At 59.6% G+C, this 13,508-nt stretch carries 7 protein-coding genes; 4 read left to right on the top strand and 3 right to left on the bottom strand.

The window, feature by feature from the left end:
* Positions 1 to 11: 11 nt before the first annotated feature.
* The 3 genes from PL599_RS18340 to PL599_RS18350 all read right to left on the bottom strand — a co-directional run bounded on the left by PL599_RS18340 (position 12) and on the right by PL599_RS18350 (position 9,012).
* The gene (locus tag PL599_RS18340; RefSeq protein WP_332909362.1) at positions 12 to 1,781 is read right to left on the bottom strand and encodes a sulfite reductase subunit alpha; all 1,770 of its coding nucleotides are present in this window, start codon (positions 1,779 to 1,781) and stop codon (positions 12 to 14) included.
* Complete coding sequence (locus PL599_RS18345; protein WP_333782297.1) at positions 1,778 to 7,279, bottom strand: glutamate synthase-related protein; 5,502 nt, start codon at positions 7,277 to 7,279, stop codon at positions 1,778 to 1,780. The genes PL599_RS18340 and PL599_RS18345 overlap by 4 nt, the downstream gene beginning before the upstream one ends.
* 404 nt (positions 7,280 to 7,683) lie before the next feature.
* Positions 7,684 to 9,012 (bottom strand): MFS transporter, encoded by a 1,329-nt coding sequence (locus PL599_RS18350; RefSeq protein ID WP_077984559.1) that lies wholly within the window; start codon positions 9,010 to 9,012, stop codon positions 7,684 to 7,686.
* 248 nt (positions 9,013 to 9,260) lie between these two features.
* Between PL599_RS18350 and cyoA the strand changes: the two genes are divergently transcribed.
* From cyoA to cyoD, 4 genes are all read left to right on the top strand, one after another.
* The gene (cyoA, locus tag PL599_RS18355; RefSeq protein WP_269824906.1) at positions 9,261 to 10,391 is read left to right on the top strand and encodes a ubiquinol oxidase subunit II; all 1,131 of its coding nucleotides are present in this window, start codon (positions 9,261 to 9,263) and stop codon (positions 10,389 to 10,391) included.
* Positions 10,392 to 10,467: 76 nt separating this feature from the next.
* Positions 10,468 to 12,471, top strand: coding sequence for a cytochrome o ubiquinol oxidase subunit I (gene cyoB / locus PL599_RS18360; RefSeq protein ID WP_269824893.1), 2,004 nt, complete (start codon positions 10,468 to 10,470; stop codon positions 12,469 to 12,471).
* Positions 12,472 to 12,476: 5 nt separating this feature from the next.
* The gene (cyoC, locus tag PL599_RS18365; RefSeq protein ID WP_173987824.1) at positions 12,477 to 13,103 is read left to right on the top strand and encodes a cytochrome o ubiquinol oxidase subunit III; all 627 of its coding nucleotides are present in this window, start codon (positions 12,477 to 12,479) and stop codon (positions 13,101 to 13,103) included.
* Positions 13,103 to 13,498: a cytochrome o ubiquinol oxidase subunit IV gene (gene cyoD / locus PL599_RS18370; protein ID WP_003514416.1), complete on the top strand. Its 396-nt coding sequence runs from the start codon at positions 13,103 to 13,105 to the stop codon at positions 13,496 to 13,498. The genes cyoC and cyoD overlap by 1 nt, the downstream gene beginning before the upstream one ends.
* Positions 13,499 to 13,508: the final 10 nt, after the last annotated feature.

Genomic DNA, 13,508 nt, shown 5'->3' on the forward strand with positions numbered 1-13,508 from the left:
CATGGCAATCGTCAGTAGACGTCGCGCAGATAACGTTTTTCGCGCTTCAGCCGGTTCACATACTCGCTTGCCGCCTCGGCGGAGATGCCGGCCTCTTCGCTGACGATGCCACGCAAGGCATCGTCGACATCCTTCGCCATACGGGTCGCGTCGCCACAGACATAGAAAAAAGCACCCTCTTCAAGCCATTGATAGAGCGCCTTACCGTTCTGCCGCATGCGGGTCTGGACATAGATCTTTTCCGCCTGATCTCGTGAAAAGGCGAGGTCGAGACGGGTCAGAACGCCATCGCGACTCATGTCGCCAAGCTCGTTTTCATAGATGAAATCCGACTGCCGGTGCTGATCACCGAAAAACAGCCAGTTTTTGCCCTTTGCGCCTCTGGCTTGCCGTTCCTGCAAAAATGCCCGGAATGGCGCGATGCCCGTGCCCGGCCCTACCATGATAACAGGCGCATCATTGTCCTGCGGCACACGAAACGCCTTGTTCGGCGAGACGAAAATCCCGGCACTCTGCCCGGCCTCCACGCGGTCGGCAAGATAGGTGGAGCACACGCCCCCACGCTCACGGCCTTCGGCGCGATAACGCACGCTGGCGATGGTCAGATGCACGCTGCTTTTTGCAACCAGCGGGCTGGAGGAGATGGAATAGGCGCGATGTTGCAGCGGCTTCAGGAATGTCACGAATTCAGCAACATCAAATAGCGGCTTTTCGCCGAGATTGATGAGGTCGAGAATATCCTTGCTCCAGAGAAAGGCGGCGAGCTGCTCCCTATCTCCGTTTGCAAGAACATGGCTGAGTTCGTCATGCCCAGCCCGCTTGCCGATCTCGGCGACGAGTTCGCGCGAGGGCGTCGATATCTCGAACCTGTTGAGAAGCGCATCGCCGACCGGACCGTCCAGCCCGGCGATTTGGCTGTCCGCAGCCGCTTCGAAGTGTTGCAGCAGCGCGCCGACCAGTTTCGGATCGTTCAGGGGCACGACGCCAAGAGCGTCACCCGCCTCATAGTCCAGACCGCTTTCGCCGAGGTCGAATTCGTAGTGGCGAATTTCCTTGGACGAGCCGGTACCGGACAGGCGACGATTGACGCTTACTTCAGCCGGATAGGGATTTTTGCGGCTCCAGCCCTGTTTTTCCCGCACGGGCGGCTCGGCGACATCGGGCATGGTGACAGATGCCGTATTGCCGCCATCGACAGCAACCGCGAGCGGCAGCGTCTCGCCGATCCATGCGGCGGCGGCGTCCTCGAAGTCGATATCGCAGTCGATACGCGTCTTCATACGCTTGCCACCGAGTTGTTCGAACCGCGTATCGATCAGCTTGCCCGCCTGGCAGAAGCCGTCATAGCCGGTATCGCCGAGCGCGAGGACGGCAAAACTCATCCCGTCCAGACGCGGCGCGCTGTCAGCGGTGAGCGCTTCCCAGAAAAGCTGAGCATTGTCAGGCATTTCACCTTCGCCATATGTCGAGGTGACGACAATGACGCGCTTCATGGCGCCGAGACCGTCCATCGAGACATCGTCCAACGCCGTCACCACCGGCTGCATGCCCTGCGCGCGGGCGGCTGCGGCGATATCCATCGCCAGCACCTCAGCATTGCCGGTCTGGGTGCCGAAAAGAATATTCAGCATATTGGCCTTGGCATTCGGAGCGGCCGCAGCAACAGATGTCTCCATGCCGATGGCTGCACGGGAATGGAGCCCCGCCAGAAAACCGGAAAGCCATGCGCGCTGATCACCGTTGAAGGGCGCGTCCTCGGGAATATAAGGTATCTTCATCATGCTGCCCTATGGCTGGATGCGATGGCGAGGTCGGGAATAGCGCGGGCTGCGAAAAGCTCCTCGAAGCCCGGCAGACGGCCAATCTTCTCGATGTTTTTCCGGTTCTGCTGAATGATCCAGCCATAGGTGCCGGGGCTGTCCACCGACAAGGTGTTCCTGCGCGCCAGCGCCTGCTTGTAATCGTCGAGACGTTTGGCGGCGATCATCACCGCGAGCTGTTCATCGCTATGGTCTGAAAGCGCCTCGCGGGCATATTTCAGCAGCCGCTGCATCAGCGCATAGTCTTCCGTAAGAATGAGATTGCGCACGGCTTTTTCAATAGCCGGGTCGGAAGGACCCGGCGCCGTCGGCACCCGCTGGAGGGCGATCGCCTGCGCCATGCTCAACACCGTGTAGTTATTGAGAAGCGCATACATCTCCTCCGTATCCGTCTCGCCATAACCCGGCACCCTTCCGTTCAGGACGGCCTTGCGGTCGCGATAGGCGAGCTTGAACTTGCGCAGTTGATGGGCGGCAAGCGCGGATGCCAATTCCTCCAGCAGTTCCTTGCGGGGCTTCGCCTTCAGAATCTCGTCGCTATCCTGATAAAGCAGCAGGGCGCGTGGCATGCCATAGACGAAATTATGCTGTTCGCTTTCCCAGTTTTCCAGAAGCCATGCCGCCTTGGCCGAGCCGGTCTCCGCGACATGCCAGGCCAGAAGCTGGTGCACAGCCTGATGATGGATCGCGGCCTGCTCATCCTCACCGGTGATCGAGCCGAGCAGGATGGAATCATGGCTGATCTTCTTTGGCAGATCGCCATAGGGATCATATTGATAAACGAAACCGCCGCTCATGCCGTTGCCGAAACCCTTGCCGAAGCTGCCAAGGTTCAGCACCGCGCCGTTGGTCATATATTCGCAGGCGAAATCACCCACGCCTTCGACGACAGCGGTGGCGCCGGAGTTACGCACTGCGAAACGGTCTCCCGCCTGCCCTTCCACGAAGGTGCGGCCGCCGGTGGCGCCGAACAACGCGAAATTGCCGACCAGCACATTACCGCCCGCCTCTTCGGATCCGCCGCCGGGTGAGCGCACGACGATGGTGCCGCCGCAGGCGCTTTTGCCGACACCGTCATTGCAGGTGCCGGTATGAACCATGACCATGCCGTCATTGCAGAAGGCGCCGAAGGACTGACCGGCCGAACCCGACGTCTCGATACGCACCGAACCCGCCTCCAGGAACCGGCGGCCACGGCTGTCCCGCTTCACGGCCGGAAGCGCATCCGCCTCTTCGTCGGAAAGTTCGTGGTTCAGCATGCGTTCAATATCGACGGCGAGCTGGCCGCCGACGCTCTTGTTGCAATTATTCAGGAAGCGATTGCCGCCCAGCTCGATTTTTTCCCGCTTGCTGTCCACCAGAGCCGAGCGCACGAGTTCGATGAAGGCATCGTCCAGCCCAAAATCCTTTTCCATATAGACAGGGCTGTCGATCTTCACCTCTTCGACCACGGCAAGCATTGCCCGGAGGTCAAGCTGGCCGACGCTTGCCGGGTGATCGAGGAGGTGGAGAAGATCGGAACGTCCGCGTGCTTCCCGCAGCGAGCGCAGCCCGAGTGCGGCCAGAATCTCACGCGTTTCATGGGCGATATTCATGAGATATTGCGCCAGCGCGCGCGGATCGCCGTTGAAAGCCTCCTGATTGGTGGTGAGACCGGCCGGGCACTTGATGTTGCAGTTCTTCGCCATGACGCATTTCAGCATCATCAGCGCCGTGGTGCCGAACTCGAAGCTGTCGCCGCCGAGTAACGCCGACTTCACGACGTCGCTGGCCGTCTGGTGTGCGCCGGAACAACGCAGCAGCACCTTGGAGCGCAGGCCGGTGGCGCAGAGCGCCTGGTGCACCTCGGCAATGCCGATTTCTGCCGCACGGCCGGTATATTTGAGGCTGGTGACGGCCGCCGCCCCCGTGCCGCCGGTATTGCCGGCGACATTGATGACATCGGCCCCCGCCTTGGCGACGCCGACCGCGATCGTGCCTATCCCTTCCGACGAGACGAGCTTGACGATGACGCGCACGCGCGCCGCCTTGGCGTCATGGATGAGCTGAGCCAGATCCTCGATGGAATAGGTATCGTGATGCGGCGGCGGCGAGACAAGCTCGACACCCGGCGTGCCACCGCGTGCGGCGGCGATTTCCACCGTTACCTTGGGAGACGGCAACTGCCCGCCCTCGCCTGGCTTTGCGCCCTGACCGATCTTGATCTCGATCTCTTCCAGCATCGGATCGGCAAGATAACCGGCCCAGACGCCGAAGCGGCCGGAGGCGAACTGCTTGATGCGCGAGGCACGGATAGTGCCGTAGCGGGATATATGTTCGCCGCCCTCGCCCGAATTCGACATACCGCCGACCATGTTGGTGCCATGGGCAACCGCCTCATGGGCGGCTGCGACCAGCGCGCCGTGACTCATGGCGCCCGATGCCAGCGTCCTGGTGATCTCGCTCGCCTTTTGCACTGTCTCGAGCGCAATGCTGTCAGGTGCGGTGCGGATCAGCGACAGATAGGTGAAAGCTTCGCCCTTCGCCTGAACCAGAAGCGCGCCGCCCTCCAGCCAATGGCCGGCAATATCCTCACCGAAACGGTCGAGCAGCGACTGACCGAGTGCGGCAAGCCGGGCAAGGTCGTGACCGTGCGGTCCGGTCAATTGCAGCCGGAACGCACCTTCGCCTGCATTTTCGCAGAGCAATCCGCGCACCATGAAGCTGTTGTTGCCACGTCTGGAAAAGCGCCCCATTTCGCGGCGGAAGTCCTCGGCCGAACCGGCAAAGGTCACATCGGCCGGCAATTCAAGAACATCACGAAGGGCTGCCGGACGGCGGGCCCTTTCTTCCGCCATCATGCGGGCAAACGCGCGGTATCCGGGCGTTACCTCGAATGCGTCGATCGCCTCCGGGGTCAGCCGGTCAAAGCTGTTGTGATAATAGGCCGCATCGTTGAGACCGAAGGCATCTTCCATCCGGTTAAGCGGCAGCAGACGCAAGGCGTCCTCATTTTCGGTTCCCTTGTCGAAACCGATCTTTTCCTCGGTCATATCCACGAAACCGCGTACCGCCGTCGTGCCATAGGAATGGCCAGCACCTTCCGCACGCTCCTTGAAGAGACCGAGCAGCGGAATGTCGTTTTCGTCCTTCACGGACAGCGCTTTGTGGTGCCAGTCCACGACTGCCTGCGCGATGACGGCGAAGTTGACGCCGCCGACCGGTGTCTTCACATTCGGGAAATAACGCTTCAGCACCGCATCGTCAGTATCGAGGAAATTCGGTTCGAAGAACTCGCCGCCGATATAGCTTTCCGCCGTGCACAACCCGACCTTGCCCATGGTCTTCATCAGCGACTTTTCAGCCGCCTTGGCGAAGCGCTTGAAGGCCTTGTCGGCGTCGGCACCGAATTTCTCCTCGGCGCGGAACTGCACGCCGAGTGGGTAGACAGCCGAAGCCCCGAAGCCAAGGCTTGCCGCGATGTGGTGCGAGGACGAAAACTGCCCGCTTTCAACGATCAGCGACACGCGCAGCCGTAAACCCTCCTCGATCAGCCGCTGGTTGATGGCGGAGACGACCATGATCATCGGCAGAGCTGCACGGCCCGCCGAAACATGCCGGTCGGTGATGATGGCGATGCCGCCTTCCTCCGCCGCGAAAGCCACAACTTCATCGCAGAGCCCGTCGATTGCCTGCCGTAGCGCGGCTTCGTTGGCCTCCGCAACATCCAAGACCGGCGAATAGAGCATTTCGAAACGGCGAAGAGGGGTCTCCGACTGCTCGCGAATGCGCAACATATCGAGATGGGTCAGGATCGGGGAGTGCACGACGATCTGGCGGGCCTTCTTCGCACCGCTGTTCGGCTTCGCACCGAGGGCGACACGCAACGTCATGCCATCGGCCTCACGAATACTGTCGAGCGGCGGATTGGTGACCTGCGCGAAACGCTGTGAAAAATACTTCGCGACGCCGCCTTCCTGATCGGACAGCGCGTTGATGGCATTGCCATATCCCATCGCCGAAATTTTTTCCGCGCCGGAGGCCAGCATCGGGTCCATCAGGAACTTGAAGCTTTCCTGATTATGCGAATAGGCGACATAACGCTGGTGCCGTTCCAGATCGCCATTGTAACGTAGTGGCGAGCCCTGCTTTTCAGCGGGCACTTCCGGCAGATCGTCCAGCAGGACACGGGCTTCGCGCAGCAGAGATGAATAATCGCGGCGTGAGGCGAGAAGCTCCAACGCCTCGACGGTGGAAAAGGCACGCCGCTCGGCGTGGTCGTAATAAAGCATGCCGCCCGCCTCGATACGACCGCGGCGGATGACGCTTTCCGCCGGAAAGGCGATCTGCCCCGCCTCCGACATGACGCAGAGATAATCTTCCGTCTCGACGGTGCGTAAAGGGCGCAGGCCGAGGCGATCGAGACGGGCGCCGATGATGTTGCCGTCGCCGAAGATCAGCGCGGCCGGACCGTCATTCTTCTCCTCATAGAGCGAGAAATATTCCAGCATCGCCTTGACTCCCGGCGAGAGAGTATCGTCGTTTTCCCACGCCGGCGGCATCATCGAGACCACGGCAGTGACGAGGTCTAGACCATCCTCCATCACCCGCGCCTGCAATGTCTGGTCCAGACGGCAGCTGTCCGACTGGCCCTTCGGCCTGACGATGCTGGCATTCTTCGCCAACGCCACGGCCGCTTCAGACAGCCGGTTCTTCTTGTCGGTGTTGAGCTCACCATTATGCGCCATCAGGCGAAAGGGCTGCGCCATGGAGGGATGCGGATCGGTATTGGTGGAAAACCGCGTGTGGAAATACATCGTATGCACTTCATGGCGCGGATCGGTGAGGTCGCAGAAATAAGGCATGACCTCGTGCGAGTTCAGACGCCCTTTGAGCACCTGCGTGCGCGCGCTGAGCGACAGTGGGTAAAAACCGGCGAGATCAGGCACGGTATAGGCCAGCGCTTCGATGGCGAGCAGCGCCTTGTGGATACGCCAGTCGAATTCGGCAGGGGTGCCGCATTCGGCCGGAGCCGAAAAGACCCATTGCCGGATCGGCAACTGGTAACGGATGGCGGCAGGGCGGATGGCCGCGTCATTCACCGGCACGTCGCGGACGATGAGAGTCGAAAACCCCTGCTGCTGCAGCGCGCTGCCGATAATGCCAACCGCCTGTTCATGGAAAGACGGGTTCTGCGGCAGGAAAAAATTGCCGACGCCAAACCGGCCGGCCTGCAAGGTATCGTTGCCCGTCAGCTTCTGGAAAAAGGAGAGCGACAGATCCATCGACACGCCCGCACCGTCACCGACTCCTTCCGCCGACATGCCGCCGCGATGCGGCACGGCACAGAGAGCCTCGTGGCCGCGCTTCAGCACCTCATGTGTCTGCATACCGTCCTTGCGGGTGATGAAACCCACGCCACAGCTGCTTTTCTCAAAAGCCGTATCGTAAAGGCCGAATTTTTGCTCCGTCACGCTCAAGGTTTTCTCCTCTCGTTGCGCATTCCGCGCGGCATCACCCTTTTCCCGAAACCCGGCGCGTCAGCCGGCACTCTGCGGGCGGAGCCGCAGGCGACCTGGCCGCTCCTCTTCTTCTGCTTATCGGCGTTTAATGGCGCGAACGGTCGTTTTGCGGCCGACAAACGGCGTGGCGGCGCTGGCCGCTTTCTCGCAAATAATGATCGTCGTCGTTCGCATCGCGTTCCCTGATGGCCGGCTTTCCGGCGGTGAGGCACACTGAATTACGTCAGTATTGCTTACATAATATTTCATGATCGACTGAGTCAAGATTAAAATCGACCTGGCGCAATAAAAAAACAAAAACGCCGCGAAATCCGACAGGATTCCGCGGCGCGATGGGTGCAGGGATTTTTAAATTGCCCAGATCACTCCGATGGCATGTCCAGCGTGCGGCTGAACCAGAGGGCGATCAGCGTGCAGAGTGCACCCGACATCAGGTAAATGCCGACGGCGAAAAGACCGAATTTGGACGAAAATCCGAGCGCGACGAGCGGTGCGAAACCGGCGCCGATCAGCCAGGAAATATCCGAGGTGAGCGATGCGCCGGTATAGCGGTACTCACGGCTGAAGCGGGAAGCAAGCGCGCCGCCCGCCTGACCGAAGGACAGGCCAAGCAGAGAAAAGCCGATCAGGACGAAGAGATAGCGGCCAATATCGCCCGAACTCAGGAGAACGGGTGCCACGAGGCTGAAGAGCCCGATCAGCACGGCCGCAACAGCCAGAAGCTTCCGCCGGCCGATCCGGTCGGCCAGAATGCCCGAAACCACGATCATGCCGCCGGCGATGATGGCGCTGACGAATTGCACGAACAGGAAGTCCGACACACGCTGGCTGGTGTTGAGCGAAACCCAGCTCAGCGGAAAGACCGTGACGAGATGGAAGAGCGCAAAGCTCGCCAGCGGCACGAAGGCACCCGTGACCACCACCGGAAACTGTGAACGTAGCATCTTGAACATGGGGCGCGGTTCCAGTTCGTGCTGCTCCAGCATGGCCTGGAATTCCGGCGTCACGATCATGCGAAGGCGGGCAAAGAGCGCGAGAACATTCAGCGCTAGCGCCACGAAGAACGGGAAACGCCAGCCCCAGGCGAGGAATTCCGCATTGGAAAGCTGCGTCACGAAGACGATGAAGAAGGCGCTGGCGAGACCGAACCCCATGGCCGCACCGATCTGCGGCATCATGGCGTACCATCCGCGCTGCTTCTGCGGTGCATTCATGGCGAGCAGCGAGACAAGACCGTCCCATGCGCCGCCCAGACCAAGACCCTGGCCGATTCGGAATACAGCCAGCATGACCGGCGCGAGCATGCCCGCTTCCGCATAGGACGGAAGAAAGCTGATCGCCATCGTGGAACCACAGAGAGTGAAGAGGGCAGCCATCAACTTAACGGCGCGCCCGAACTTTCGGTCTATCTGGAGGAAGATCAGCGAACCGATCGGCCTTGCGATAAAGGCCAATGAGAAAACCGCGAAGGAATAGAGCGTGGCCGTTAGCGGATCGACGAAGGAAAAGAAGACGTGGGGGAAAACGAGCGCGGAGGCGATGGCGTAGATGAAAAAGTCAAAAAACTCCGTCATTCTCGCGAGAATGACTGCAATCGTGATGCGATCCGGATCGACCTTGACGGGACCGGCCCCGTGTCCGTTCGCTTCCGGCGCCTGCCCAAAGGATGGAGCAGCATTCGTATAACTCATAATATCCCTCCTGCGTCATGGACGAACCATTTCCTGTAACGCGCCGGCTCCTCATCCGTTGCGTTACGATGCGACGGATTGTCACACGCACCCTACGTAACGTCAATTGAAGTTTGGCAATAAAGGGTTGCCCAGTCAGCCGACCATGCGATAATGCACGGGCTCCGTCCTAAACGCAGCTCTGCCCGAGACATGGTGCATCGCGAAGGTTTCGCTGCACCGCGACAATATACCTCATTCTAAAAATGATGTTCGGCAATTATTCGCGGCATAATCCAAACTGTACGAGTTCAAAGAACGTGCGCACGATCAAAAAAATCCTATCCGCCCTTCTGGCAATCCCGGCTCTGCTGCTGCTCAGCGGCTGCAACCTCGTCGTCATGAACCCTTCGGGCGACATCGCGATCCAGCAGCGCGATCTTATCATCACGTCCACGGTTCTGATGCTGCTGATCATCGTCCCGGTCATTGCCCTGACGCTGTTCTTCGCATGGAAGTATCGCGAATCAGGGAAGGCTGAGGATTACGATCCCGAGTGGCACCACTCCACCCGCCTGGAAATGGTGATCTGGTCGGCTCCGGTCGCCATCATCCTGATGCTCGGCACCGTGACCTGGATTTCCACGCACCGTCTCGACCCCTATCGCCCGCTGGAGCGTATCGACGAGAACCGCCAGGTGACCGCCGAAACCAAGCCTATCACGGTAGAAGTGGTGGCCATGGACTGGAAGTGGCTGTTCTTCTATCCCGAACTCGGCATTGGCAGCGTCAATGAATTCGCCGCTCCGGTCGATGTTCCCATCAATTTCAAGATCACCGGCACGACGGCGATGAACTCCTTCTTCGTTCCCGCGCTCGCCGGCCAGATCTACGCCATGGGCGGCATGCAGACGAAGCTGCACGCGGTCATCAACAAGGAAGGCGTTTATGACGGCTTCTCGGCCAATTTCTCCGGCCCAGGTTTCTCGCACATGCGCTTCAAGTTCCATGGCCTGAGCCAGCAGGGCTTCGATCAGTGGGTGGCGAAGGCGAAAGAAAGCGGCAAGGGCTTCGGCCGTCAGGAATATCTGGAATTCGCCAAGCCTTCCGAACGCGAACCGGTACAATATTTCGCTTCGGTCGATCCCGAACTCTACAGCGCCATCCTCAACCGCTGCGTCGAGCCGAACAAGCTCTGCATGCGTGACATGATGCATATCGACGCCAATGGCGGCGGCGGCAAGGAAGGCATCGACATCGCCAAGGCGCTGAATTCCGTCGTCTGCACGCCGCTTGCGCCCTTTGGCGTCGCCAGCGGGCCCCAATCCACTCCGGCTGCGCTCGAAGGACAGACTTTCGAACCTGCGGCGCTGCCGGAAACGAAACAAGTCGCTGGCTGACGGATACGTCCCGGCATTATGCGGCGCGGCCAATGGCTGCGCCGATCTTATGTCTTAGAATCGCAAGAGGCTAAAAATGATCGTCAATTCCGATCAAACGTCGTTCCTGTTCGGGAAGCTGACATGGGAGTCCATCCCGCTTCACGAGCCCATTCTTGTCGCGACCTTCGCGGCCGTGGCTCTGGGCGGTATCGCCGTCGTCGGCGCCCTCACCTATTTCCGCCTCTGGGGCTATCTCTGGAACGAATGGTTCACGAGCATCGATCACAAGAAGATCGGTATCATGTACATCATTCTGGCGCTCGTCATGCTGCTGCGCGGTTTCGCAGATGCCATCATGATGCGCGTCCAGCAGGCGATCGCGTCTGGCGGATCGGAAGGTTATCTTCCGCCGCACCATTACGACCAGATCTTCACCGCCCATGGCGTCATCATGATCTTCTTCATGGCCATGCCGATGATCACGGGTCTGATGAACTTCGTCGTACCGCTACAGATCGGCGCCCGCGACGTTTCGTTCCCCTTCCTCAACAACTTCTCCTTCTGGATGACCACGGCCGGCGCCGTCATCACCATGATCTCGCTGTTCATCGGTGAATATGCGCAGACCGGCTGGCTGGCCTATCCGCCGCTCTCCGGCATCGATGGAAGCCCCGGGGTCGGGGTCGATTATTATATCTGGGGTCTGCAGATCGCCGGTGTGGGAACGACGCTATCGGGCATCAACCTGATCGTGACGATCATCAAGATGCGCGCGCCTGGCATGACCATGATGCGCCTGCCGATCTTCGTGTGGACATCGCTGTGTTCGAACATCCTGATCGTGGCCTCCTTCCCGATCCTGACCGGCACGCTGGCGCTTCTCACCCTCGACCGTTACGTTGGCACCAATTTCTTCACCAACGATCTCGGCGGCAATCCGATGATGTATGTCAACCTCATCTGGATCTGGGGCCATCCCGAAGTCTATATTCTGGTGCTGCCCGCCTTCGGCGTCTTCTCGGAAATCGTCTCGACCTTCTCCAACAAGCGCCTTTTCGGTTACGCCTCGATGGTCTACGCCACGGGCGTCATCACCATCCTCGCTTATATCGTGTGGCTGCACCACTTCTTCACAATGGGTTCCGGTGCAAGCGTCAACGCTTTCTTCGGCATCACCACGATGATCATCTCGATCCCGACGGGCGCGAAGATTTTCAACTGGCTCTTCACCATGTATAAGGGCCGCATCAAGTTCGACGTTCCGATGCTCTGGACGATCGGCTTCATGATCACCTTCGTCATCGGCGGCATGACCGGCGTTCTTCTTGCCGTTCCGCCGGCGGATTTCGTGCTGCACAACTCGCTGTTCCTCATCGCCCACTTCCACAACACCATCATCGGTGGCGTCGTGTTCGGTGTGCTTGCGGGCATCGTTTACTGGTTCCCGAAAGCCTTCGGTTACCGGCTCGATCCGTTCTGGGGCAAGCTGTCCTTCTGGTTCTGGTTCATCGGCTTCTATTTCGCCTTCATGCCGCTCTACATTCTCGGCCTGATGGGCATCACCCGCCGCCTCAGCCAGTTTGAAGACAATTCGCTACAGATCTGGTTCGTCATCGCCGCCTTCGGCGCCTTCCTGATCGCGCTCGGCATCGCCTCCTTCGTCATCCAGCTCATCGTCAGCTTCCTCAATCGCGAAAAGCTGCGTGACGTGACCGGCGACCCCTATAACGGCCGTACGCTGGAATGGTCGACGTCGTCGCCGCCGCCCGCCTACAACTTCGCCTTCACGCCGGTCATTCACGACGTGGATGCCTGGGCGGACATGAAGAAGCGCGGTTACCACCGTCCGCAGGAAGGGTTCATCCCAATCCATATGCCGAAGAACACCGGCGCGGGCGTCATCATCAGCGCCATCAGCGTCGTCCTCGGCTTCGCCCTGGTGTGGCATATCTGGTGGCTTGCCGCGCTTTCGATGCTCGCCATCATTGCAGTCTCGATTGCCCACACCTTCAACTACAACCGCGAATACTACATTCCGGCTTCCGACGTTTCGACTGTCGAGGCTGAGCGTACAAAGCTGCTTGCAGAACAGGCGTAACGAATATGGCTCATGCACCTGCACAAAGCGCCAGCGGCGCTGAACCACCGGTCTTTTACCTGAAGGAAGACCACCACCCGGAGAACGGCACGTCGCTGGGCTTCTGGCTCTACCTGATGAGCGACTGCCTCATCTTCGCGACGCTGTTTGCCACCTATGCCGTTGTCGGCCGCAGCTATGCGGCCGGTCCTTCGGGTGCGGACCTGTTTGATCTCAAGCTGGTCGCCATCAATACCGGCTTCCTGCTTTTCTCCTCCATCACCTATGGCTTTGCCATGCTGGAAATGGAAAAGCAGAAGGTAAAAACAACGCTGATATGGCTTGGCGTGACCGGCCTGTTCGGCCTCGCCTTCCTTGCCGTCGAACTTTACGAGTTCCACCACCTGATCGCGGAAGGTGCGGGCCCGCAGCGTTCGGCGTTCCTGTCGGCCTTCTTCGCGCTGGTCGGCACGCACGGCCTGCACGTCACCTTCGGCATCATCTGGCTCGTCACGCTGATGTTCCAGGTCGGCAAACATGGCCTCATCGCGGCGAACAAGCGCCGCCTGATGTGCCTGTCGATGTTCTGGCACTTCCTTGACGTCATCTGGATCGGCGTCTTCTCCTTCGTTTACCTCATGGGAGTTCTTTGATGAGTTCCGAAGCACACGCACATCACGACGCGCATGGCGACGACCATCATCACCATGATGGTGCGAGCCACGGCACCTTCAAGAGCTACATGATCGGCTTCGTCTTGTCGGTCATCCTGACGGCGATCCCCTTCTGGCTGGTCATGGGCGACGTTCTTGAAAACAAGACCCTGCTGGTCATCGCCATCATGGGTCTCGGCGTCATCCAGATCTTCGTTCACATGATCTACTTCCTGCACATGGACACCAAGTCAGAAGGCGGCTGGACCTTCATGGCGCTGATCTTCACCGTCGTGGTGCTCCTGATCACGCTCTCCGGCTCGCTCTGGGTCATGTACAACATGAACAAGAACATGATGCCGCTGCACATCGAGGATGTGAAAAACCTGCCCTGAGCAGCATAGA

Origin of the sequence: Agrobacterium sp. ST15.16.055 (assembly GCF_027956555.1) — a bacterium.
In the GTDB taxonomy this organism is placed as follows: domain Bacteria; phylum Pseudomonadota; class Alphaproteobacteria; order Rhizobiales; family Rhizobiaceae; genus Agrobacterium; species Agrobacterium salinitolerans.

What these genes read in the sequence shown, in the direction of transcription:
- PL599_RS18340 (WP_332909362.1), bottom strand. Translation starts at nt 1,781, where the DNA reads ATGATGAAGATACCTTATATTCCCGAGGACGCGCCCTTCAACGGTGAT.
- PL599_RS18350 (WP_077984559.1), bottom strand. Translation starts at nt 9,012, where the DNA reads ATGAGTTATACGAATGCTGCTCCATCCTTTGGGCAGGCGCCGGAAGCG.
- cyoA (WP_269824906.1), top strand. Translation starts at nt 9,261, where the DNA reads ATGTTCGGCAATTATTCGCGGCATAATCCAAACTGTACGAGTTCAAAG.
- cyoB (WP_269824893.1), top strand. Translation starts at nt 10,468, where the DNA reads ATGATCGTCAATTCCGATCAAACGTCGTTCCTGTTCGGGAAGCTGACA.
- cyoC (WP_173987824.1), top strand. Translation starts at nt 12,477, where the DNA reads ATGGCTCATGCACCTGCACAAAGCGCCAGCGGCGCTGAACCACCGGTC.
- cyoD (WP_003514416.1), top strand. Translation starts at nt 13,103, where the DNA reads ATGAGTTCCGAAGCACACGCACATCACGACGCGCATGGCGACGACCAT.